The 24332-nt window shown below is 58.0% G+C and carries 14 protein-coding genes; 10 read left to right on the plus strand and 4 right to left on the minus strand.

The genetic code is table 11. From position 1 onward, the window contains the following. The first annotated feature begins 16 nt into the window (after positions 1 to 16). The 4 genes from ACP7E4_RS10555 (at position 17) to ACP7E4_RS10570 (ending at position 10928) form a co-directional block, all read left to right on the plus strand. Positions 17 to 4522: an RHS repeat domain-containing protein gene (locus tag ACP7E4_RS10555; RefSeq protein WP_426114926.1), complete on the plus strand. Its 4506-nt coding sequence runs from the start codon at positions 17 to 19 to the stop codon at positions 4520 to 4522. Between the two features lie 276 nt (positions 4523 to 4798). Next, positions 4799 to 6841 carry a hypothetical protein gene (locus ACP7E4_RS10560; protein WP_426114924.1) on the plus strand — a complete coding sequence of 681 codons (2043 nt, stop codon included), beginning with the start codon at positions 4799 to 4801 and terminating at the stop codon, positions 6839 to 6841. A gap of 376 nt (positions 6842 to 7217) precedes the next feature. Continuing rightward, positions 7218 to 9395 (plus strand): autotransporter outer membrane beta-barrel domain-containing protein, encoded by a 2178-nt coding sequence (locus ACP7E4_RS10565; RefSeq protein WP_426114922.1) that lies wholly within the window; start codon positions 7218 to 7220, stop codon positions 9393 to 9395. A 237-nt stretch (positions 9396 to 9632) separates the two neighbouring features. Continuing rightward, positions 9633 to 10928, plus strand: coding sequence for a hypothetical protein (locus ACP7E4_RS10570; protein ID WP_426114920.1), 1296 nt, complete (start codon positions 9633 to 9635; stop codon positions 10926 to 10928). A 42-nt stretch (positions 10929 to 10970) separates the two neighbouring features. Here the strand turns inward: ACP7E4_RS10570 and ACP7E4_RS10575 are convergent, their stop codons facing one another. From ACP7E4_RS10575 to ACP7E4_RS10585, 3 genes are read right to left on the minus strand one after another with little or no spacing between them, the layout of a single operon-like run. Continuing rightward, a complete protein-coding gene (locus ACP7E4_RS10575; RefSeq protein ID WP_426114993.1) occupies positions 10971 to 11951 on the minus strand; it encodes an alpha-L-glutamate ligase-like protein in 981 nt (326 codons plus the stop codon). Continuing rightward, complete coding sequence (locus ACP7E4_RS10580) at positions 11951 to 13486, minus strand: inactive transglutaminase family protein (RefSeq protein ID WP_426114918.1); 1536 nt, start codon at positions 13484 to 13486, stop codon at positions 11951 to 11953. Before ACP7E4_RS10580 ends, ACP7E4_RS10575 begins: the two co-directional genes overlap by 1 nt. 4 nt (positions 13487 to 13490) lie before the next feature. Then, on the minus strand, positions 13491 to 14024 hold the full coding sequence (locus ACP7E4_RS10585) for an ATP-dependent zinc protease (RefSeq protein ID WP_426114916.1): 534 nt from the start codon (positions 14022 to 14024) through the stop codon (positions 13491 to 13493). A gap of 520 nt (positions 14025 to 14544) precedes the next feature. On the opposite strand from ACP7E4_RS10585, the gene ACP7E4_RS10590 reads away from it, so the two are divergent. The 6 genes from ACP7E4_RS10590 (at position 14545) to prpD (ending at position 22937) form a co-directional block, all read left to right on the plus strand. Beyond that, positions 14545 to 15282 carry a GntR family transcriptional regulator gene (locus ACP7E4_RS10590; protein WP_426114914.1) on the plus strand — a complete coding sequence of 246 codons (738 nt, stop codon included), beginning with the start codon at positions 14545 to 14547 and terminating at the stop codon, positions 15280 to 15282. Next, entirely contained in the window at positions 15279 to 16172 is an 894-nt protein-coding gene (gene prpB, locus ACP7E4_RS10595) for a methylisocitrate lyase (protein WP_426114912.1), read from the plus strand. The genes ACP7E4_RS10590 and prpB overlap by 4 nt, the downstream gene beginning before the upstream one ends. 87 nt (positions 16173 to 16259) lie before the next feature. After that, positions 16260 to 17387 carry a bifunctional 2-methylcitrate synthase/citrate synthase gene (prpC, locus tag ACP7E4_RS10600; protein WP_426114910.1) on the plus strand — a complete coding sequence of 376 codons (1128 nt, stop codon included), beginning with the start codon at positions 16260 to 16262 and terminating at the stop codon, positions 17385 to 17387. 70 nt (positions 17388 to 17457) lie between these two features. Further along, positions 17458 to 20049, plus strand: a complete 2592-nt coding sequence (gene acnD / locus ACP7E4_RS10605; RefSeq protein ID WP_426114908.1) for a Fe/S-dependent 2-methylisocitrate dehydratase AcnD — start codon at positions 17458 to 17460, stop codon at positions 20047 to 20049. Between the two features lie 106 nt (positions 20050 to 20155). Next, a complete protein-coding gene (gene prpF / locus ACP7E4_RS10610; protein ID WP_426114906.1) occupies positions 20156 to 21340 on the plus strand; it encodes a 2-methylaconitate cis-trans isomerase PrpF in 1185 nt (394 codons plus the stop codon). 109 nt (positions 21341 to 21449) lie between these two features. Further along, the gene (prpD, locus tag ACP7E4_RS10615) at positions 21450 to 22937 is read left to right on the plus strand and encodes a 2-methylcitrate dehydratase (protein WP_426114904.1); all 1488 of its coding nucleotides are present in this window, start codon (positions 21450 to 21452) and stop codon (positions 22935 to 22937) included. Between the two features lie 418 nt (positions 22938 to 23355). Here prpD and ppsR read toward each other — a convergent pair whose 3' ends face one another. Then, positions 23356 to 24174: a posphoenolpyruvate synthetase regulatory kinase/phosphorylase PpsR gene (ppsR, locus tag ACP7E4_RS10620; protein WP_065834012.1), complete on the minus strand. Its 819-nt coding sequence runs from the start codon at positions 24172 to 24174 to the stop codon at positions 23356 to 23358. Between the last annotated feature and the right edge of the window lie 158 nt (positions 24175 to 24332).

The raw sequence follows: 24332 nt of genomic DNA on the forward strand, positions 1-24332 counted from the left end.
CTCAACGGAGCCAATGATGACTACTTCAAGCGTTATTCATTCCAATGCATTCAATTTCATGAGTTTCATGATGGTCGGGGTCGATCCGCGCACGGGCCAATACACCGTGTCCGTGGACATGCCGGAACTCAAAAGCAACCGACTCTGCGGTCCGGCCGTGCCGCTGCAGTTGCAGTTCAACCCGCTGAACGTGATCGATTCCGGCTTCGGCATGGGCTGGAACCTGAACCTGTCGCAGTTCACGCCTGAAGACCAGATGCTGGCCCTGAGCAGCGGCGAGAATTTCAAGGTCACCGGCAGCGGAGGCCAACCGGACATCAAGGAGAAAAAACTCGACACGTTCCACTTTCATGACGAGGGCAACGAGACTTACCGCGTGGTGCACAAGTCCGGACTGGTGGAAACCCTGGTCACCGGCGGCAGCAGCAAGCAACGGGTCGCCTTGCCCCGCACGATCCGCTCGCCTTCGGGCCATGCCGTCAGCCTGACGTATGTCCCGTTCAACGGCGGCCAGTTGTTGCACACCGTCAGCGATGCCTTCACCCCCCTGCTGCGCGTCGAGCGCGATCCCGGCGGTTCGTTCGTCAAACTGCACCTGCATCCGGACAGCGGGCCCGACGGCGCGCCGCTGGCGACTTTCGAGATGAAGCTCAATGGCGACGGCGAGGTCACCGCCATCATCCTGCCGACGCCGGAGAAAGCTTCCTGGCGTTTCAGCTACAAGCAGGTGTTTGGCCGCACCTGCCTGGTTGAAGTCCAGACTCCGGTGGGCGGTCGGGAAACCATCGAGTATTTCGATCAGGGCCACGTCTTTCCCGGCACGCCGCGCGACCCATTGCCCCGGGTCAATCGTCACCGCAGCTACCCCGGTTTTGAGCAACCCATGATCGAGGTGGACTACAGCTACACCGACAACAACTTCCTGGGTCACAACGCCCTGCAATACTGGGACGACAATGGCGAGGATAATCTTTATAACGTCGATCATGACTATGAATATGGCTCGGTCGCCATCTTGCAAGACGGCAGCAATATCCTGCGCACGGTAGCCCGCACGTTCAACCGGTTCCACTTGCTCACTGAAGAAGTCACGACGCAGCAGCACTGCGTCAAACGGGTGCTGACCGATTACCACGCCGAAGACACCAATTTCGACGATCAACCGCCACAGTTCCAGCTGCCGAAAACCGTCACCACCCGCTGGGAACTGGACAACGATGCCAACCGGTTGCGCATCGAGGTTGAAAGCACTGAGTACGATGAATCCGGCAACCTGACCAGACAGGTCCAGGCCAATGGCATCTGTGAAACCTTCAGCTATTACCCCAAAGACGGCGCCGAGGGTTGTCCGCCGGACCCGGAGGAGTTTGTACGCAACCAGCACGAACACACGACGTATCCGGCAACATCGGACTACGGACACGCCGCCACTTTGCGCAACACCTTCGCCTACCAGCTGCTGCCCCCGCTGGAGAATGCCACTGGCGCCGGCAGTTGGCTGGTGCTCGCCGAGGAAACCCTGACCAGCAGCGACGACAACCATGTCGCTGCGCTGCAATACACCCAGCGTGACTATTACGACGCACCGCAAGACCCGGCGGTGCATGGCCGGGCAAAAAGCCGAAGCGAAACCCTCAAAGGCAAAACCTCGACCACCAGGTTCAGCTACAGCACACCCCTGAGCGCCCTGGCCGGGGAGACCGTGGATCAAGTTGTTGAAACTTTGACCGCGTTTGATGGCGCGGCTAAAACACTGACCCGCCAACATTCGTTGCTCAACGGCGAAGTGCTGCTGGACTATGAAAACGACACCGATGTTCAGATCAGTTACGTCTATGACGTCCTGGGCCGGGTCATCGAGGAAACCGTCGCGCCCGACACCGAGTTCGCCGCGTCACGTCAATACGCCTACGCCTTGACCTCGCTGGATGGGCAGCAGGCAATCCAGGAGAGGGTGGACGTCAAGGGCGTAAGGGTGCGCACCAAAGTGGATGGCCGGAACCGCGCCATTCTTGAAGAGCGTCAGGATCGGGATGGCGAAAAGCCTGAGGTCTATCGCCGCACCTACCTCGCGGGCCACGACGTCTTCGGCAATATCGTCGTAGAGACCGACTGCGACTGGCTGGGCACGGAGGAATTGGCGCTGCGGCGTCTGTTCGAATTTGACGACTGGGGGCAGCAGCTGAGTGTGAGAGGGCCGGACGACGTCGTGGAGTATACGCAGACGGACCCGATCGGAACCCTGGCATCCAAAGGGCCGATCACCCGCAGTTGGCGCCAGGAACCTGAGGACCCAGAGGCGGAATACGCAATAGGCGGGGTCACCGAAACCTGGCAAACCCTGTTCGAAAAACCCGGTCGGGTTGAACGCTTCGATACACAGGGGAAAAGCCTGAGCGTGCATCAGTATTTTTATGACGGCTTGGGTCGGACCGCCAGGGAAGTCGATGCGCGCACCAACACAACGCTCTTTGCTTATGACGCCTTTGACCGGCTGATCGAAAGTACCTTGCCCGGCGGTGCCGTGGTCAAGCGCACCTATGCCGAGCACAGTGAGGATGATCTGCCGACCAGCATCAGCGTCAATGCTATCGAACTGGGCACTCAGTTATTTGACGGGGTGGGGCGTAAAACTGAATCGGTTGTCGGCGGGCGCAAGCAGGTGTTCAGCTACGACCCTGGCCAGTCCCAGCCCAGCAGCGTTACCACGCCCAGCGACCAGCTAATCACTTACGATTACTTGCCCTCGCTGGGTGATGAGCCGTTGCACCGCTATCTCCCCGATAACCTCACTGCGCAGTATGACTACGACAAAAAAGATGCACGGCTGCTCAGTTGTGCGGAGTCAGCTCAGGAGCTGGAGCGCAGCTATTTCAGCACTGGCGAACTCAAAAGCGAGACATGTCGGCAGTCCGGCGGCGATCCGCAGAGCATGCACTATGTCTACAGCCTCAATGGCCGGCTGCTGCAATACACGGACGTACTGGGTCAGATCCAGAATTATCGTTACGACCGGGCCGGACGCCTTGAGAGCACCAATCTGGCAACGCTGATCTCGACCTTCAGCTATGACGCTTTGGGACGGTTAAAAGAGATCGACACCCAGGAGGGCGATCGCAGCCTGGCGACAACGCTGCACTACGATGCGCTCGGCCGCGAGATCCGGCGTGAGTTCGACCTCAGTGGTATAAGCCAGAGCCTGGAGCAGGAGTACAACTCAGTCGATGCGGTGATCCAGCGCACACTGAAAGAAGGTGACACGCTGTTGCGCGACGAAACCTACGGCTATGATCCGCGCGGCCGACTGGAACTCTATACCTGCGATGGCGGCCAACTGCCAGTCGATCCTTACGGCCAGGCCATTACCGGGCAGGTGTTCCAGTTTGACGCACTGGACAACCTGACGTTGGTGCGCACCAACTCGGTCAACGGCAACAACCTTGCCAGCTATAGCTACGACACTCTGGACCCGACCCAGCTGCGGCGCATTACCAACAGTGACAGCGCGCGTTACCCGGCTGAAATCCTGCTGGATTATGACGCCGATGGAAACCTTATCCTCGACGAGCAACAGCGTACGCTGACGTACGACGCGCTGGGGCGGCTGATGACAGTCAGCGTACCAGGTGACGGTGCCCAGAGCGATTATCACTATGACCCGTTGGATCGGGTCGCCAAGGGCGGGCCAAACGATACCGACCAGCAACGCTTTTATCGTGAGGGTGAACTTGCCAACCAGGTCGATGGGAATCTTGCCCGCACGTTCATGCGCGGCGCGGATCAGTTGTTGGCCGAGCGACACGGCGACGGCGCGGTATTGCTGGGTACCAGCCTGCAACAAACCGTCCTGAGCGAGATCTCGCCGGGGGCGCCTGCCAACGATATTGTTTACAGCGCTTACGGCTACGGCACTGGCGAAAGCCCGATTTCCACGGCCTTGGGGTTCAATGGCGAGCTCAGTGAAGGCGACAGCGGATGGCAATTGCTGGGCAATGGCTACCGGGTATTTAATCCTGCGCTGATGCGCTTTCATAGTCCCGACAGTTTGAGTCCATTTGGCGAGGGCGGTTTGAACGGCTACATGTATTGCAAGGGAGATCCGGTGAACCATAGCGATCCGACGGGGCACTTCGGCCTTGGCATCCTTTCTTTGGTGTTAGCTGTAGCCGGAGCAGGCGCAATCGTTGCTGGTACGCAGGTCGAAGACCAGACTACCAAAAGTGCGTTGTATATCGTGGGTGGGATCGCGTTGTTTGGGGCCGCTGTTCTGGGGGTTGGGAGGGGAGCGACGCAGATGTTTGGGGGGAAGAATCAGTACTCTGCAAAGCCTGGTTGGATGCAGCAGCGAAAATCATCCAGCGGGGGTTCTGCCGGCGGGAGTTCGGCTAAAACAACCCCTCCACCCAGCCGTGCAGCTCAGACATCATCCGGCCCTAATCGGAAGCGTGTGCGTTGGGAAGTTCATCCTGAAGATCCGAATCGCATCGTACCTGTAAACCCAAAAAAATTCAGACGCACTTGAGTATCTTAAAATGAACTTATTAAGAAAAAACGGAATTAATAATGAATCCTCAATATAGCAACTCGAAATAACCATAATCTCGAATTGAAGTAGTGGGTGCCTGATCATGCTGGCTATAAACCGGTCGGTATAGGCGCATGCTGAAAACCCACAAACCTAGTAGTTCTACTAGTATCGCAGCTGCGGTTTTAGTAGTTAACTGGTCTTCAACTTACCGCTGCCGACAGGATCAAGCGGCATAAGTGTTGACCATCACTCATGTAAGGAGAACATGACATGGCTTTCTCGGAAGCAAGACGCAGGGCGCAACAAGTGCGCGATGACTATCGCAACGCACGAGTCAAACAGTTGATTGAGGCGGGGCCACCGGAAGTTCTGCTTCCTCCAGGTTTGCCTGTCGGTGCAGTCATTGATCCAGCGGACGGTACATTGAACAAGGACGTGCTTACGGCCGATCTTGCCATAAGCATGGCGGCATGGAGCGATATGCCCCCGGAGGGTCGGACTTCTGTTGTCGAAGTTCAATGGGCAAGGACTGATGGCCCCGGTCTTCCAGACGATAGCTGGTACGAGGTAGTCGACACTCAAAATGTTGTCGGACCTGCCCCTCTGTTCCCATTGGCATTGAAAGTTCCCAGCGCCAGATTGGCGCAGGACGGTAAATATTACTTGCGGCTGGCAATGCATCACTATAACGCGGGAACTACGCTGTATTCCGAACCTGTACCGCTCATTTGCGACAGCGAAGGCCCTTATCGTCACGAGACGCCGGCGGCGATGATATTGCCGGTTCCTCCGGAAATAACCGATGCCTATCTGGCTGCCAACGGTGACAAGGTAATCGGTGGTATTCCTGAATATGATGATTATCAACCTGGGGACAAGGTGGCATTTTATTGGGGGGCGTTGCCGCCCCCTGAGAAGCCTGAAGATGTGGTGCCCATTGGCGTGATTGATGTTAACGGCACTTGGCCGTTTCCAGTGGAATTCACCGGGGACACGATTCGCGCGGCCGGGGACGGGCCTTGTTATGCGTTGTATGTGCTGGTCGATAAGGCCACCAATGCCAGCAAATTATCAGGATACGCCCCACTCAAAGTGGCCTTGGGTCCTTTGCCGACTGGTCTTCAGCTTCCCAAAGTACCGCCGGACGACGATCTGGTCAGTCTGAAGGACGCCATTGCCGGCGTCGATGTCGTGATAGAAAGCTTCATCGGCTACAAAAGCAGCGATACGATTGATGTCACCTGGGGGACGACGGTTTTACCCGGCGTTCCTGTAGGCGGAGGCAGTTTTCCGATAGCGGTCAGAGTGCCGTCTGATGTCCTCAAGAATACCTTCGGCGCTGGAACTGGCCCGACAGCTACAGACGTCAGTTATGTGGTGACTCGTGGTGGGCTTGCTTCCGAAATCAAGGCGATAACTGTCCAGGTAGACTTTTCCGTCATTGGTCCGGACCCCGACCCCGATCCTTGGCCAGATCCAGTCAATGACAAGTTGCCGCTCGCGGAGGTTTACGGAGCGGTGTCAAACGTACTCAATGAACTCACTAGGGCGGATGAGGGCAAACCCGCGACGCTCAAGTTGAAACTCTACGAACCACTGGCTGCAGATCAGGTCATCAGTTTCTACTGGAAAGGTGGGGAAGTGCCGGAAGCGGAGTACACGGTACTTGGCACCGACGCGCCCGGGAACGAAATCTTAGTGATCATACCCTGGTCGTACATTGAGCAAGCCTTCAATCATCCTGAATTGCCCGTGCATTATCGAATCAGGGCCAGCGCTGATGCTGAAAACGAGCAGCACTCCAGGGACACCCTGGTCAAGGCGAACGCCGTGACACTCAAGGCGCCCGCTGCAGCGTTCGAGGGGCTCCAAACCGGCCCGACTGGGGATGAATTCCTGAACTGCGAGTCCTTGTATGCCGACCCCGCCAATCCCGTTGATAACCCCGCGATTCGAGTCAAGGTTCCCGATCTGACTCAGCCTCCATTCGGTCTGGCAGCTGGCGCCATTATCAGCATGAAGTGGCGAGTGGTAAAAGGTTACACGGGTGAAGACCCCATAGATGCAGTTGATTTTGATGAAAACATAACGCTGGGCACCGAGTACCCTGCTACAGGTTTCATCTGGAGGATTGAGCCTTATGCCGATTACATTCTTCCTATCTACGCCGCCTCGCAGGACGGTCGGGGACGGGTAACTTACTCGTTTATTCTCAATAGTGAGACGGTGACTTCCACACAGATTGAAGCATTCGTCGCGATGCATACCGGTGTGGGGCCATGCCCTATATCACCACCGCCGCGCAAAGTTTGAATCTGAACGTTGTAATACTGTTGGTGAACTGACTGATGCTGGTTCATAACAATGACGACGGGTTGCTGCCAGGTTAATCGGCATGCCTGTTTAATGGCTTATGGATCGGTTCGAAATAAATAGCGGTTGATTTATTTCGAATTCAGCTCGTGGCAAGATATTAGCTGTTCAAATCCCTTTTCAGTTGTGGTATTGGGGCGATGACTGGCTGCAACTGTAGGAAAGTTCAGCTAGTATTTGAGGAAATGTCCTACATTGATTTGAGAAGTTGAAGAGTAGGCTTTCGATGCTTGCAATCAGGGCTGCCCCCGCAGTGCAGCCCTTTGCCGGATTTTTGCAAGTCTCGTTCACTGAAATCAATTAAAGGTATTCGCTAATGTCAGCCATTGGGTCAATTTCCATGACGCCTCTAGCCAGAGGACTCAAACTAAGCATTTTAAGCTCGGCGCTGTTAGTTGCTGATCCAGTATGGGCGCTCTTTGTTGATCGCCCCCTTACTATTAACGAGAACACGGTCTTGCAGGACTATCAATTGACCAGCAACGGACAATTGACGTCAAACGGCGCCACGACGGACAGAATAACCATGGTTTCGGGTGCCAAGTTGGTACTAAACGGAACTACTGTTTCCAGCGACTCGATAGCGATCCGGATGAACGGCGGTGACAGCACCATCACCGGCAGCAACATCAGCAGCTCGATTCAGGGGATGTCGGTCGGCCAGGGGGCTGCGGGTGACGGCGCAATAGCGCGTGTATACGGCAGTCAGATTTCGGGGGTGGCACGTGGGGTAGTGGTCGGTCCCGAGTCAACGCTTTATCTGGAAAACAGCACTGTTTCCGGAACCGGCCCAAACGGATTCGGTATTGATCTGTTTGAAGGCAATCTCCAAGCGGTAGGTTCGACCATCAGCGGAACCCGGGACGGCGTGACTTTCCTCAGCATTCCCGGCTCTGGCGCAAGCGCAAGCATGGATCTGAACGGCTCCCACGTAACAGGTCAGACCGGCTCGGCCATTGTCCTGCGCGACTCGGCCGCAGCACAGATCAACGTCACCAACGGCTCAACGCTGACGGCTGGTAACGGTACCCTGCTGGAAGTCACCAGCGGCTCCACTGCCAACATGACTGTCGACAACAGCATGCTGACGGGTAACGTCGTGGTGGAAGGTGGCGGCACGGCCAACCTGACCCTGCAGAATCAGGCCAGCCTGACCGGCCGGCTGGACAACGTTGCCAGCCTTGCGGTCAACAGTCAGGCCCAGTGGGTCATGGTCGGCGACGGCGAAGTCGGCCAGTTGGCGCTGAACGGTGGCACCATCAAATTCGGTGATCCAACGGCGTTCTATCAGCTGTCGGTGGGTTCACTGTCGGGTAACGGCACATTTGTGATGGATGCCGATTTTGTCACCGGCGAGCATGACTTTCTCAATGTCACCGGCGCAGCCTCCGGCACCCATACGCTGTTGATAGGCAGCAGCGGCGCGGACCCGCTCGCCGAAAGCGAAATGCATGTCGTCCACATCGACAGTGGGGATGCGCAGTTCTCGCTGCTTAACGGTCCGGTTGATCTCGGCGCGTTCTCCTATGACCTGGCCCAGCGCGGCAATGACTGGTATCTGGACACCGCAACCAAAGTCATCAGCCCGGGCACTCGTTCGGTGCTGGCGCTGTTCAATACAGCCCCGACCGTCTGGTATGGCGAACTGAGCACCTTGCGCAGCCGTATGGGCGAACTTCGCATGAACGGGGGCAAGGCAGGCGGCTGGATCCGCACTTACGGTAATAAATACAACGTATCGGCGGCGTCCGGCGTGGGTTACAAGCAGACTCAGCAAGGTATTTCCTTTGGTGCCGATGCGCCTCTGCCGATTGGCGACGGGCAATGGCTGATCGGTTTGCTGGGCGGCTACAGTAAGTCGGATCTGGATTTGCAGCGGGGCACATCAGGCGACGTCGACAGTTACTACGTCGGTGCCTACACCACCTGGCTGGACGCTGACAGCGGCTATTACGTTGATGCCGTGCTCAAGCTCAACCGTTTCCAGAATGAATCCAAGGTTCAGCTCAGCGACGGGACTCGTACCAAAGGTGATTACAAAAACAGCGGCGTCGGCGCTTCGGTCGAAGCAGGACGGCATATCAAGCTGGACGACGGTTACTTCGTCGAACCTTACACCCAGCTTTCCGGGGTGGTGATTCAAGGCAAGGATTACGACCTGGATAACGGTCTTTCCGCCGAGGGTGACCGTACCCGTTCGTTACTGGGCAAGGTCGGCGCGACGGTAGGCCGCAATTTCGACATGGGCGACGGCAAGACCATCCAACCCTATGTGCGTGCTGCGTATGCTCACGAGTTCGCGAAGAACAACGAAGTGCAGGTCAACGACAACGTATTCAATAACGACTTGTCCGGCTCGCGGGGTGAACTGGGTGCCGGGATTGCCGTTCAATTGGCCGAGCGGTTGCAGGCGCATGTTGATCTGGACTACAGCAATGGCGACAACATCGAGCAACCCTGGGGTGCGAATTTCGGCGTTCGTTATAGCTGGTAATTAAGGAGTGACAGGGGGCCGCACAGGCCCTTTGTCTTGCGATGGAGAAAATCGATGTCCATTCCCTATGACCAAGGCCCTGACGCGGACTTGCATAAGCCGCCAAAAGTCGAGGTCGCACTCCCGGATATTCAGGGCGGGGAGGCAAACCTGTTGCCCGTCAGCGCCACCCAGGCGGATTTGAAAGTCGCTTTTGAACCGTGGCCTATCCAGGCTCCCGCGCCGTTCTCCGATAAAGTGCAGCTGTTCTGGAACGACGCCTACCTGACTGAAGGCGAGTGGTACTCGCCCATCAATCCTGATGATCTGTTCCTGATGGTCCCGCAAAACCGGCTTGGTGAAGGCGTTCATGTCATTTACTACAGGGTCACGGCTTATAACGGCGCCGTTCTTGCGTCCGAGCCGCTGACCATCACCATCGACAAAACTGCGCCGATCCTGAACCAGACAGATGAACGCCTGGTGTTCCCGCGTTCGGTTGTGGACGACGGAGTAACTGCCTGGTACCTGGAAAATAACGACGACAAAGTGCTGGCTGAAATACCTGGCTATGACGTCATCAAGCCGGGCGACGTCCTGACCTGGTTCTGGGACCGGGCTCCTTTCAGTCCTGAAGAAGTTGATTCAACAGAACTGAGCCTTGCTGACGTCAGTAAGCCTTTGATCATCACATTCGAAGGCGACATGATCCGGGCTCGTGATGATGGGGAGCGTTACGCCTATTATCGAGTGCAGGATCGGGCGGGCAACACGAGCGTCGATGCGCGTCCAGTGATTTTAACGGCAGCAGCAAAGCCTGTGCCGCGTGATCTTCCCTGGCCTGATGTGGACAAGGCTGCTGGTTCGGGCGAGGTCATCAGTCTGGTGCCGGAAAATGTGGCCTTGGGTGCCACGGTAATTGTCCCTGATACCTTCGTATTGAATCCAGATGAAGTCATCTGGGTGCAATGGGCCGAGCCCGGCGCGCTGGGAGCCTTTCGAACCTCAACCCCCGCGCCTGCAAATTCCCGCCGCTACGCCGTTCCCAAGGAGCACGTGGCGCCGCATGTGGGCAAGCGGCTGCCCGTTAAATACGAAGTGGTCGGCCCGAAAGGCACAGAGCCTTCAGCTGTTCGCCAGCTTGAGTTGCAAAAACTGAATATCGATAATTTGCCGATCATTCAGTGTGAAGACCGCACTGGCGGTACCTTGAGCCTGGCTTTGATTCCCGCCAGCGGTGCGCGATTCAAACTGGGCACCTGGACACTGATGGCGACAACCCAGCGCATCACCATCGAATTGACCGGAACGAGTGTGACGGGACAGCCGATCAAGCATACCGTGTTGAACAGCCACGCAGTGACCAGCGCAGAACTGATCAGCGGGATTGGAGCGGCGGGAAACGTCACTGCGCCTAAAACATTCATGAGTCAGCTGAAGCGCAATGCCAGATTCTCGATCCAGGTCTATGTCAGTTTTGATGAGGGGCTAACGTGGCCGTTGCCCGGCGTTCCCAATTTCCCAACCAGCGATGACATCACCCTGGTGGATTGATTGGCCGTGACTCCTTGGTCAAACACGTTCGTCATCGAGTGTTTAGAGCATTCCCTCAACGTGCCCGAACAATTCCTGCACAAACCGCACCCGCTGCTCCGGCGTCTCAATCGTGCCATCCATTGCCAGCTGCTCCAGCCGCGCTTCAACCGCTTGGGTGCGATGAGTCAACCCACAGTCATTGGCGATCTGGATATTCAGGCCGGGGCGGGCGTTGAGTTCGAGGATCAGCGGGCCTTTTTCCTGGTCCAGGACCATGTCCACGCCGATATAACCCAGGCCGCACAGCTCGTAGCATTCGGCGGCGAGTTTCATGAAGCCGTCCCAGTTGGGCAGCTGCACGCCGTCCACCGCGTTGGTGGTGTCCGGGTGTTTGGTGATGATGCTGTTCAGCCAGGTGCCTTTGAGGGTAATCCCGGTGGCGAGGTCAACACCGACGCCAATGGCGCCCTGATGCAGATTGGCCTTGCCGCCGGACTGCCGCGTCGGCAGGCGCAACATGGCCATCACCGGATAGCCCATCAGCACGATGATGCGAATGTCCGGCACGCCTTCGTAGCTGATGCTTTTGAAGATCTGGTCCGGGGTCACGCGGTATTCGATCAGCGCGCGGTCCCGATGTCCGCCCAGTGAATACAGGCCGGTGAGGATGCTGGAGATCTGATGTTCGATCTCCGAATGGCTGATGATCCGCCCGGAAATCGTCCGGTAGCGGTCTTCGAAACGGTCGGCAATGACCAGAATGCCATCGCCGCCCGCGCCCTGCGCCGGCTTGATCACGAAGTCGCTGCGCCCACCGATGATCTCGTCGAGCTTGTCGATTTCCTTCTCGGTGGAAATCACCCCGTACATTTCCGGCACGTGAATGCCGGCCTGGATCGCCCGTTGCTTGGTGATGATCTTGTCATCCACCACCGGATACAGGCTGCGCTTGTTGTACTTGAGCACGTAGTCGGCGTTACGCCGGTTGATGCCCATGATTCCCCTGGCTTCCAGCTCTTTCCAGGTTTTCCACCAGCCGATCATTTCTGCTCTTCCTTGAGGAAGGCTTTGAAGCGCACCAGTTCGGTCAGGCGATAACCGCGATAACGACCCATGGCCAGCATGAAGCCCACCAGAATCAACAACACCGCCGGGAAAGTGAACACGAAGTAGATCAGCTCCGGCACGCTCATGATGATGTGCGCCAACGAGGCTGCGAACAGCGTGCCGATGGCAACTTTCATGGCGTGGCCGCCGCCGCGTTCTTCCCAGGTGATCGACAGGCGTTCGATGGTCATGGTCAGAATCACCATCGGGAACAGTGCCACCGAAAGCCCGCGCTCAAGCCCCAGCTTGTGGCTGAACAGGCTGATGGCCGCGATCAGCACCACCACGAAGGTCAGCACCACGGACAGTCGCGGCAGCATTTGCAGCTTCAGGTGTTCCAGATACGAGCGCAGCGACAGGCCCAGCGCGGTAATGATCGTGAACAGCACGATGCCAAAGCCCAGCTGGGTTTCCCGGAAGGCGAGGGCGATCAGTACCGGCGTAAAGGTGCCCAGAGTTTGCAGGCCGATCAGGTTGCGCAGGATCAGGATCACCAGCACGCCAATCGGGATCATCACCATGATCATGAAGGTCTGCTGGGTTTGCAGCGGCAGGCCGTACAGGGAATATTCGAGGAAGTCCGCGTCAGTGCTGGCGTCGGTCAGCTTGGCCAGACGGATGGCATTCATCTCACTGTTGTTGAGGCTGAAGCTGACCGAGGCTTTCTTGCCGCCATCGACGGTGATCAGGTTCTCGTCACCGGTCCACCACAGCAGGCGGTCCTCCGGCAAACCTTGCTCGCCGGTATCCGGGCTGAAATACAGCCAGTTCTTGCCATTGAAGCTGCGCAGCCACAGTTCAGGGCTCTGCGGCTGATCGGCCACCAGCCTAATGGTGTGGACCTTTTCCAGCGGCACGTGGGCGATGGACAGCAACAGCTCGGTGACCCGCGCCTTGTTGGAGCTCGACGTGTCGCCCGCGAGTAGCAACTTGACGTTGTCATCGGCGAGGTTGTTGACCCGCTTGATGGCTTCAGTGATGAACGTCTCGACGTCCGCCGAGTGCTGGCGAATCGGCGCAAGCAAGGCTTCGGCGGCGATTTTTTCCGGGCCTTCGACGACGATGCTGTCGCGGAAGATCGGACCTTTGATCTTGGCTTTCTCACCGCTGTAGCGCTTGGTCAGCACCAGCCGGTAATACAGCGTCTGGTTGCCAGACACGCGCCGCGCCGACCACGTCACCTTGCGATTGCCATCGACGCGGTTGACGCTCACCCCGTAATTGTTGGAGATGAAGCTTTCATTGAGGCTGATGTAGTCCCGGGCCAGCGGCGGCACGAACATCTGGATCTTGACCGGGTCTTTCGGGCTGGCGACGAACTCGACCTTGGCGTCGATGTTCCACAAGTCGTCAGTTTCGTCCTCGGTCACTGGGATACCCAGCGCCAGAATCTGATACGCCGTGATCGCAATGCCCAGGGTCACCAGCACAGCGATCAGGATTTTCAGATGGAGTGTAAGAGCGCGCATCGATTTACTCGGTGATTTGAGCGGTAATTGCACAAGCGGGTTTGCCCGCTGCGTATTTAAGACTGGGATCGACCAGCGCATCAAAGCGTTTCAACGCTTCGGAGCCGATCAAAAGCGGATATTGGAAAGCACTTCGGTCGGTCAAGTTCACTTCTATGGTGCGTAAAGCGCCACCCATGCACACATCGAGGCTGATCACCGGGCGCGCGGTGTATTTTTTCTCGTCATCGGCATCACGATCATCAGCGCGACGCTTGATCTTGCTGAGCCTGGCCAGCGGCCTTTCGATGGGGTGCGCATGGGCATCATCGATGGCCAGATAAAAGCGTACCCAGCTTTCGCCATCACGCTTGAAATGCTTGATGTCCCTGGCGCTCAGCGACGCCGTCTTGGCACCGGTATCCAGCTTGGCAGCCACTTGCAGGTCGATATCGGTGAGCTCGGCGTATTCGTTCAGGCCGTAGACGGTTTTGTCGCCAGCGACGACAACACCTGTAAGCAAGCACAGGCAAAGGGTAAGGAGGGGCTTGAGATTCATAAATCCTGGTGCGTTTAGAACGATCCTCGGAGCCGTGCGTGCAGCAATAGTGCAGGCATGATCGTCAATCGGGAGAGGAAAATCCGCTGGCATGAGGCCACTAACGGCGGTCATGCGCGGGCGGCATTCTAGCATGAAGGGTTTTGCCCTTACTGCCCGGATTGGAATGCAATTGTGTTGGAAGTTCTATGGTCGCAATGCCTGGCCGTCTGGCAGAAGGGCTTCCGTGGGAGAGGACTTGTCCTCGATACCCAGCCCAGACGACCCCGACACGCCTGACCCACACGCAGTGCTGAAACTACAGCCATCGAGGACAAGTCCTCTCTTATCAAACACGCACAACCGTTGATTGAAATGCTCGTTGGAGATTCTATGTTCGCGGGCAAGCCTCGCTCCAACGGTTCGGATAATTCTGAAAACCGCTGGCATTAGACGATTGTCGACAATCACCTGATTTCATTTGACCGATACCTCGGATATGGCTAGTTTTAGCGCCATGGATTCATAAGGTGTCGACACTATGCTGGATACGGTTGAGGTTATTGCCCCTGTGGCGGACGATTCGGAGACGTTGTCCGAGAACGTTTTTCGGCGTATCCAGGCGGCTATCGTCAAGGGCGAAATCGCGCCTGGCAGCAAGATTTCCGAGCCGGAGCTGGCGCGTACGTATGGCATCAGCCGGGGTCCGCTGCGTGAGGCGATTCATCGGCTGGAAGGGCAGCGGCTGTTGGTGCGCGTTCCGCATGTCGGGGCGCGGGTGGTTTCCCTGAGTCACGCCGAACTGATCGAGCTGTACGAAATTCGCGAGTCTCTCGAAGGCATGGCTTGTCGCCTGGCGGCCGAGCGCATGACCGGCGACGAAATCGATGAGCTGCGTCGGGTGCTGGATACCCATGAATGCGACGCGGCGTTTCAGGCTGGCGTCGGTTATTACCAGCAGGAAGGCGATTTCGACTTTCACTACCGAATCATTCAGGGCAGCGGCAACCGCACCTTGACCCAGATGCTCTGCGGCGACCTTTATCAACTGGTGCGCATGTACCGCATTCAGTTTTCCACGACGCCCAACCGGCCGCGCCAGGCATTTGCCGAACACCATCGCATTCTCGATGCCATTGCCGAGCGTGACGGCGAGCTGGCCGAGCTGTTGATGCGTCGGCACATCGCCGCGTCCAAACGCAATATCGAGCGCCATATGCTCGAACAAGGGGCCCAGGTTCCGGGCGCCGTCCAATCCCCCATCCGAGGTGAGAAATGAATTCCAACAAAAGCACTCCCGGTCAGCGTTTTCGTGATGCCGTCGCCAGTGAAAGCCCGTTGCAAGTCGTGGGTGCGATCAACGCCAACCATGCCTTGCTGGCCAAGCGCGCCGGTTTCAAGGCGATTTACCTGTCGGGCGGCGGCGTAGCGGCGGGTTCACTGGGCGTGCCGGACCTGGGTATCACCGGGCTGGATGATGTATTGACGGACGTGCGACGTATCACTGACGTCTGCGATCTACCGTTGCTGGTGGACGTGGATACCGGCTTTGGCTCTTCGGCCTTCAACGTGGCGCGCACTGTGCGTTCGATGATCAAGTTCGGCGCGGCGGCGATTCATATCGAGGATCAGGTGGGCGCCAAGCGCTGCGGCCATCGTCCGAACAAGGAAATCGTTTCCCGGCAGGAAATGGTTGACCGCATCAAGGCTGCCGTCGATGCGCGCACCGATGACAGCTTTGTGATCATGGCGCGTACCGATGCGTTGGCGGTGGAAGGTCTGGAATCTGCGCTGGAACGGGCTGCGGCGTGTATCGAAGCCGGCGCGGATATGGTGTTCCCGGAAGCGATCACCGAACTGGAGATGTACAAGCTGTTCGCCGCGCGGGTCAAGGCGCCGATCCTGGCCAACATTACCGAGTTCGGCGCCACGCCGCTGTTTACCGTGGACGAGCTGCGCGGCGCCGATGTGTCCCTGGTGCTCTATCCTTTGTCGGCGTTCCGCGCCATGAACAAGGCAGCGGAAAACGTCTACGGCGCGATTCGCCGCGACGGCACGCAACAAAACGTGATCGACACCATGCAGACCCGCATGGAGCTGTATGACGCAATTGATTACCACGTCTTCGAGCAGAAGCTGGATGCGTTGTTTGCGCAGAAGAAATCCTGATGAAATTCATGCAGGAGCGAACTTTGTGGGAGCAACCCGAGTTTATAAATTGCCAATTCCCGAACAAATTCAAAATTGGAGAGAGCAATGGCTGAAGCAAAAGTATTGAGCGGCGCTGGCCTGCGTGGTCAGGTTGCCGGACAAACTGCCTTGTCGACCGTGGGTCAGGCCGGGGCCGGTTTGACCTACCGGGGTTACGACGTCCGCGAACTGGCCGCCGATGCGCGCTTCGAGGAAGTCGCTTATCTGTTGTTGTACGGCGACCTGCCAACCCAGGCCCAGCTGGACGACTATCTGGCCAAGCTGCAAAAGCTGCGTGATCTGCCGCAAGCCTTGAAAGAAGTGCTGGAGCGAATTCCCGCCGACACCCATCCGATGGATGTGATGCGCACCGGCGCGTCGATGCTCGGCACCCTTGAGCCGGAAGTGAGTTTCGATCAGCAGCGCGACGCCACGGATCGGCTGCTGGCCGCGTTCCCGGCGATCATGTGCTACTGGTATCGTTTCAGCCACGATGGCGAGCGCATCGACTGCGTTACCGAAGAAAACTCCATCGGCGGCCACTTCCTGCACCTGTTGTTGGGCAAGAAACCCAGCGAGCTGCACGTCAAGGTGATGGACGTTTCCCTGATTCTCTACGCCGAGCACGAATTCAACGCTTCGACCTTTACCGCACGGGTCTGCGCCTCGACTTTGTCTGACCTGTATTCCTGCGTCACGGCGGCCATCGGCACCTTGCGCGGACCTTTGCATGGCGGCGCCAATGAAGCGGCCATGGCCATGATCGAGCGTTTCAGCTCGGCTGAGGAAGCGGTCAAAGGCACCCTGGCGATGCTCGAACGCAAAGACAAGATCATGGGTTTTGGCCACGCCATCTATAAAGACTCCGATCCGCGTAACGAAGTGATCAAGGGCTGGGCGAAAAAACTCGCCGATGAAGCAGGGGACACGGTGTTGTATCCGGTTTCCGAAGCCATCGACAAGACCATGTGGGAACAGAAAAAACTCTTCCCCAATGCCGATTTCTACCATGCCTCCACGTATCACTTCATGGGCATCCCGACCAAGCTGTTCACGCCGATCTTTGTCTGCTCGCGCCTGACCGGCTGGGCCGCCCATGTCTTCGAACAGCGCTCCAACAACCGCATTATCCGACCGAGCGCCGAATACGTCGGCGTCGAACAGCGCACGTTCGTACCGATCGAACAGCGCTGATTGACTGGAACAGGGGAGCCGCCGATGAGCTCCCCGTCCATCCACCGAATTCCGTGATGAGTCCCCACGCATGAACACTGAACATCGCAAACCGCTGCCCGGCACCCGCCTGGATTATTTCGACGCCCGTGCGGCGGTCGATGCGATCAAGCCAGATGCCTACGACACGTTGCCGTACACCTCTCGGGTGTTCGCCGAAAACCTGGTGCGTCGCTGCGATCCGGTAACACTGACGGCGTCCCTGACCCAATTGATCGAACGCCGCCGCGACCTGGATTTTCCGTGGTTTCCGGCGCGGGTGGTGTGCCATGACATCCTTGGCCAGACCGCACTGGTGGACCTGGCCGGTTTGCGCGATGCGATTGCCTTGCAGGGCGGCGACCCGGCGCTGGTCAACCCGGTGGTGCCGACCCAGCTGATTGTCGATCATTCGCTGGCGGTGGAGCATGGCGGCTTCGAGAAAGATGCCTTCGAGCGCAATCGCGCCATCGAAGACCGGCGTAACGAAGACCGTTTTCACTTCATCAACTGGACTAGGAAAGCCTTCAAGAACGTTGATGTGATCCCGCCCGGCAACGGCATCATGCACCAGATCAATCTGGAGCGAATGTCGCCGGTGGTGCATGCGCTGGACGGCGTGGCGTTCCCGGATACATTGGTCGGCACCGACAGCCACACGCCGCATGTCGACGCGCTGGGCGTTATTGCGATTGGCGTTGGCGGGCTGGAAGCCGAGAGCGTGATGCTCGGTCGTGCCTCGTGGATGCGCCTGCCGGACATCATTGGCGTCGAGTTGGTGGGCAAGCGCCAGGAGGGAATTACCGCCACCGACATCGTGCTGGCGGTAACTGAATTCCTGCGCGGCGAGAAAGTGGTTTCGTCCTATCTGGAGTTCTTCGGCGCCGGCGCCAACGCGCTGACCCTGGGCGACCGGGCGACCATTTCCAACATGACCCCGGAGTTCGGCGCGACGGCGGCAATGTTCTACATCGACCAGCAAACTCTGGATTACCTGACCCTGACCGGCCGCGAGCCTGAGCAGGTCAAGCTGGTGGAAACCTACGCCAGACAAACCGGATTGTGGGCCGACAGCCTGACGAGCGCCGTCTACGAGCGCGTGCTCAAGTTCGACCTGTCCAGCGTGGTGCGCAACATTGCCGGGCCGTCCAACCCCCATCGTCGGGTGCCAACCTCGGAGCTGGCGGCGCGAGGGATTTCCGGTGTGGTCGAAAACGAACCGGGCCTGATGCCGGACGGCGCTGTAATCATCGCCGCGATCACCAGTTGCACCAACACCAGCAACCCGCGCAACGTGATCGCCGCAGCTTTGCTGGCGCGCAACGCCAACGCCGCCGGGTTGACCCGCAAGCCGTGGGTCAAGACGTCGCTGGCGCCGGGTTCCAAGGCGGTTCAGCTGTATCTGGAAGAAGCCAATCTGTTGCCGGAGCTGGAAAAGCTCGGCTTCGGCATCGTCGGTTTTGCCTGCACCACCTGCAACGGCATGAGCGGCGCGCTGGACCCGAAAATCCAGCAGGAAGTCATCGATCGCGACCTATATGCGACAGCGGTGCTGTCCGGCAACCGCAACTTTGACGGACGCATTCATCCGTACGCCAAGCAGGCATTTTTGGCCTCGCCGCCCTTGGTTGTGGCGTACGCCATCGCTGGCACTATCCGTTTCGATATCGAGAAGGACGTGCTGGGCACCGACCTGAACGGCAAGCCGCTGACCCTGAAAGACATCTGGCCCAGCGACGAAGAAATCGATGCGGTGGTCAAAGCCAGCGTCAAGCCGGATCAGTTCCGTCAGGTCTATATTCCGATGTTCGAGATCAAGGCCGACGACGGCGAGAAAGTCACGCCGCTGTACGACTGGCGCGCGCAAAGTACTTATATTCGCCGTCCGCCGTACTGGGAAGGCGCGCTGGCCGGGGCTCGTCCGCTCAAGGGCATGCGTCCGCTGGCGGTGCTGGGTGACAACATCACCACCGATCACCTGTCACCGTCCAACGCGATCATGCTCGACAGCGCCGCCGGTGAATACCTGGCGAAAATGGGCCTGCCGGAAGAAGACTTCAACTCTTATGCAACTCATCGCGGCGATCACCTGACCGCGCAGCGGGCGACTTTCGCCAACCCGAAGTTGCTCAACGAAATGGTGCAGGTCGACGGCAAGGTCAAGCAGGGTTCACTGGCGCGGATCGAGCCGGAAGGCCAGGTCACGCGCATGTGGGAAGCCATCGAAACCTACATGGAGCGCAAGCAGCCGCTGATTATCATTGCCGGCGCCGATTACGGTCAGGGTTCGTCCCGTGACTGGGCGGCCAAGGGCGTGCGTCTGGCCGGCGTCGAAGCGATTGCCGCCGAAGGTTTCGAGCGCATTCACCGTACAAATCTGGTGGGCATGGGCATGTTGCCGCTGGAGTTCAAGCCTGGCGTTGATCGGCTTACCTTGAGCATCGATGGCAGCGAAACGTTTGACGTACTCGGCGAGCGTATCCCGTTGAGCACCATGACCCTGGTGATCAACCGCAAGAATGGCGAGCGCGTCGAGGTGCCGGTGACCTGTCGCCTGGACACCGCTGAAGAAGTCTCGATCTATGAGGCGGGCGGCGTGTTGCAGCGCTTTGCCCAGGATTTCCTGGAGTCTGCGTCGGCCTGACTATTCGCGAGCAAACTCGCTCCCACGATTCACCTGTACCTCGTGGGAGCGAGCTTGCTCGCGAAAGCAATCCTTGAAGCTCGCCTAATTTATGAGGACAACTTGCATGGCTCACCCAGCGCAAATCAAAATCCCCGCCACTTACATGCGGGGCGGCACCAGCAAGGGCGTGTTTTTCAAGCTGCAAGACCTGCCCCTCGACGCGCAGGTTCCCGGCGCGGCCCGTGACGCCTTGCTATTGCGGGTGATCGGCAGCCCCGATCCCTATGAAAAGCAGATCGACGGCATGGGCGGCGCGACGTCCAGCACCAGCAAGTCGGTCATCGTCTCGAAAAGCAGCAAGGCTGATCACGACGTGGACTACTTGTTTGGTCAGGTTTCCATCGACAAACCTTTCGTCGACTGGAGCGGCAATTGCGGCAATCTGTCGGCAGCGGTCGGCCCGTTTGCCATCAGCAATGGTTTACTTGAAGCCGGTCGTGTCCCGCAAAACGGTGTCGCGGTGGTGCGCATCTGGCAGGCCAATATTGGCAAGACCATCATTGCCCATGTGCCGATCACCGACGGCGCGGTGCAGGAAACCGGTGATTTCGAGCTGGACGGGGTGACTTTTCCTGCCGCCGAGGTGCTGCTGGAGTTCATCGATCCGGCAGCGGACGAAGAGGGCGCTGGCGGCTCGATGTTTCCCACCGGTAATCTCGTGGATGACCTTGAGGTGCCGGGTGTTGGCACGTTCAAGGCGACTATGATCAATGCCGGGATTCCGACAATTTTCATCAATGCCACGGATATCGGTTACACCGGCAGCGAGTTGCAGGGCGATATCAACGGCGATCCCAAGGCGCTGGCGATGTTCGAGACTATCCGTGCTTACGGCGCGCTGCGCATGGGCCTGATCGAGCATCTGGACGAAGCAGCCAAACGCCAGCACACGCCCAAGGTTGCCTTTGTGGCGGGGCCGGCGGCTTATGTGGCGTCCAGCGGCAAACCGGTGGCGGCCGAAAGCGTTGATCTGCTGGTGCGCGCCATGTCCATGGGCAAATTGCATCACGCCATGATGGGCACGGCGGCTGTCGCCATCGGCACCGCTGCGGCGGTACCCGGCACTTTGGTGAACCTGGCTGCTGGCGGCGTGAACCGTGAAGCGGTGCGTTTTGGCCATCCATCCGGCACCTTGCGCGTCGGCGCTGAAGCGGTACAGGACAACGGTGAATGGAAGGTCACCAAAGCCATCATGAGCCGCAGTGCCAGGGTGTTGATGGAAGGGTGGGTGAGGGTGGGGCAGGCTTGACTGGAGCTCCAAGCTCCAAGCTCCAAGCCGCAAGATGAAATCAACTTCCACGCAGCTCTTGCTCGCAGCTTAAAACTTGCAGCTTGTAGCTCTTCACGAAGTGAAGCCAATGACCAGCAACGTTGATCTGAACAACCGCCCGGACTATGACCAGGTCCTGCAGGACATCGCCGATTATGTGCTGACTTACAGGATCGATTCCCCGCTGGCCCTGGACACCGCGCGCAATTGCCTCATGGATACCTTGGGTTGCGGCTTGCTGGCCTTGCGCTTTGCGGAATGCACCAAGCATCTGGGCCCCATCGTCGAAGGCACCGTCGTACCTTTTGGCGCTCGGGTGCCGGGCACTAATTTGCGTCTCGACCCGGTCAAGGCCGCCTGGGATATCGGTTGCACCATTCGCTGGCTGGATTACAACGACACCTGGCTGGCTGCGGAATGGGGGCATCCATCGGATAACCTCGGGGCGATTCTCGCGGTGGCCGATCATTTGTCGCAGAAGCGTGTGGCAGATGGCGAAGCGCCGCTGAGCATGCGAGCGGTGCTAGAGGCGATGATCATGGCCCACGAGATTCAGGGTGTGATTGCTCTGGAAAACTCCTTTAACCGCGTCGGGCTTGATCACGTGCTGCTGGTGAAAGTGGCGTCCACCGCCGTCGCCGCGAAACTGATGGGCGCCAGCCGCGAGCAGATGCTTGCGGCGCTGTCCCACGCTTTTGTCGATGGTCAGGCATTGCGCACTTACCGCCATGCACCCAACGCCGGGTCACGCAAATCCTGGGCGGCAGGCGACGCCACCAGTCGTGCGGTGCGTCTGGCGGACATCGCCATGCGCGGCGAAATGGGCATTCCGGGCGTATTGACCGCGCTGCAGTGGGGCTTTTACGACGTGTTGTTCAGTCACACCAATAAAGACCTGGCGCTCAAGGCCGAGGATCAGCGCGCGTTCAGCCTGTCTCGGCCCTACGGCACCTATGTGATGGAAAACGTGCTGTTCAAAGTCAGCTTTCCTGCCGAATTTCATGCGCAAACGGCCTGCGAAGCGGCGGTCACGTTGCACCCGCTGGTACGCAATCGAATCTCCGAAATCGACCGGATCGTTATCACTACCCATGAATCAGCGATTCGCATCATTTCCAAGGTCGGGCCGCTGGCCAACGCCGCTGATCGCGATCACTGTCTGCAGTACATGATCGCAGTCCCGTTGGTGTTCGGCACTTTGATCGCCGAGCACTATGAGGACCGGTTTCATGGGGCTCATCCGGTTATTGATCAGCTGCGCGACAAGATGGAAATCGTCGAGGAACCGCGCTACAGCCACGAATACCTGGAAGCCGACAAACGCTCCATTGCCAACGCGATTCAGGTGTTTTTCAAGGACGGTTCCAGCACTGACAAGGTGGAAGTCGAATACCCCATCGGCCACCGCCGACGTCGCGCCGATGGCATCCCGCTGCTGGAAGAGAAGTTCAAGAGCAACCTGGCCACGCGTTTCGCTCCACAGCGTTGCGAGCAGATAATTGCCGTGTGCAAGGATCAGGCAGAACTGGAAGCGATGCAGGTGCATCGCTTTGTGGAGTTGTGGGTAAGCCTGTAGGGATAAACCATAGGAGCGAGGCTTGCCCGCGAAGAGGGCGTTACATCCGACACAAAGGCTGTGTCTGAAATAGCGTCTTCGCGGGCAAGCCTCGCTCCCACAGTTGAAGTGCGGTCAACCTGTGCAGGCTGTGTGAAAACTACTGCGCTCGGCAATACTGCGTTAAAAACAGGCGAAAAATGCTCATTTAGAACACCTGGACTTCGCTTTTTCGCCTGTTTTTGCCTTGTCTTGCCTTCGCTCGTGACGTTTTCACACAGCCTGTGTGGGACCGGATTTATCCGGGAAAGCGGCATTCCTGACGAGGAAAATGCAGTGGATGTACCGACCTCTTCCCGGATAAATCCGGTCCCACTGGACTGTTTGCTGCGCGACAGCGCGGCGTCTGGACCACGGGAAATCTCCTACGGTTCAAGCATTACTTGAATCTGCGTTCCACGCCTTTCTCAACCAGTACCTTGGCGGAGATTTCTTCCACCGAGAAATGCGTGGAGTTGATGTTCGGGATGTTCTCGCGGCGGAACAGGTTTTCCACCTCCCGGACTTCGAACTCGCATTGGGCGTAGCTGGCGTAGCGGCTGTTGGGTTTGCGTTCGTGGCGAATCGCGGTTAAACGATCTGGATCAATGGTCAGGCCGAATAATTTGTTACGGTGTTCCTTGAGCGCGTTGGGCAGTTGCAGGCGCTCCATGTCGTCTTCGGTGAGCGGGTAATTGGCCGCGCGGATACCGAATTGCATGGCCATGTACAGACAAGTCGGGGTTTTGCCGCAACGCGAGACGCCCACCAGAATGATGTCCGCCTTGTCGTAATAATGGGTGCGGGCGCCGTCGTCGTTGTCCAGGGCGAAGTTGACTGCCTCGATCCGCTCCATGTAATTGGAGTTGTGACCGATTGAGTGAGATTTGCCCACCGAGTAGGAAGAGTGTGAACTAAGCTCCTGCTCCAGCGGCGCGAGAAAGGTCGAGAAAATGTCGATCATGAAACCGTTGGACGTCGCGAGGATTTCGCGGATGTCCTGATTGACGATGGTGTCGAAGATGATCGGACGTACATCGTCTTTTTCGGCGGCATTGTTGATTTGTTGTACCATCGCCCGCGCTTTCTCGACGCTGTCGATGTAGGGCCTCGTGAACTTGTTGAACGTAATGTTCTCAAATTGCGCTAACAGGCTCTGGCCTAGAGTTTCGGCCGTGATGCCGGTGCCGTCGGAGATAAAGAAAGCGGATCGTTTCATTTGCGCCTTGGGCCCTAAGCTGGTGACGATTCTTGGATATCATAGGCGCGCATGCGGGCCTGGGTGGTCCGCATTCTCACTTATTTTCATGGCCCAGGCCACAAACGCCCGGAAGCGCAGTACACGTTCCGGGTGCATGAGCTTTTCCCAACAACAAA

The organism is Pseudomonas sp. DSP3-2-3 (assembly GCF_049898225.1).
Classification (GTDB): domain Bacteria; phylum Pseudomonadota; class Gammaproteobacteria; order Pseudomonadales; family Pseudomonadaceae; genus Aquipseudomonas.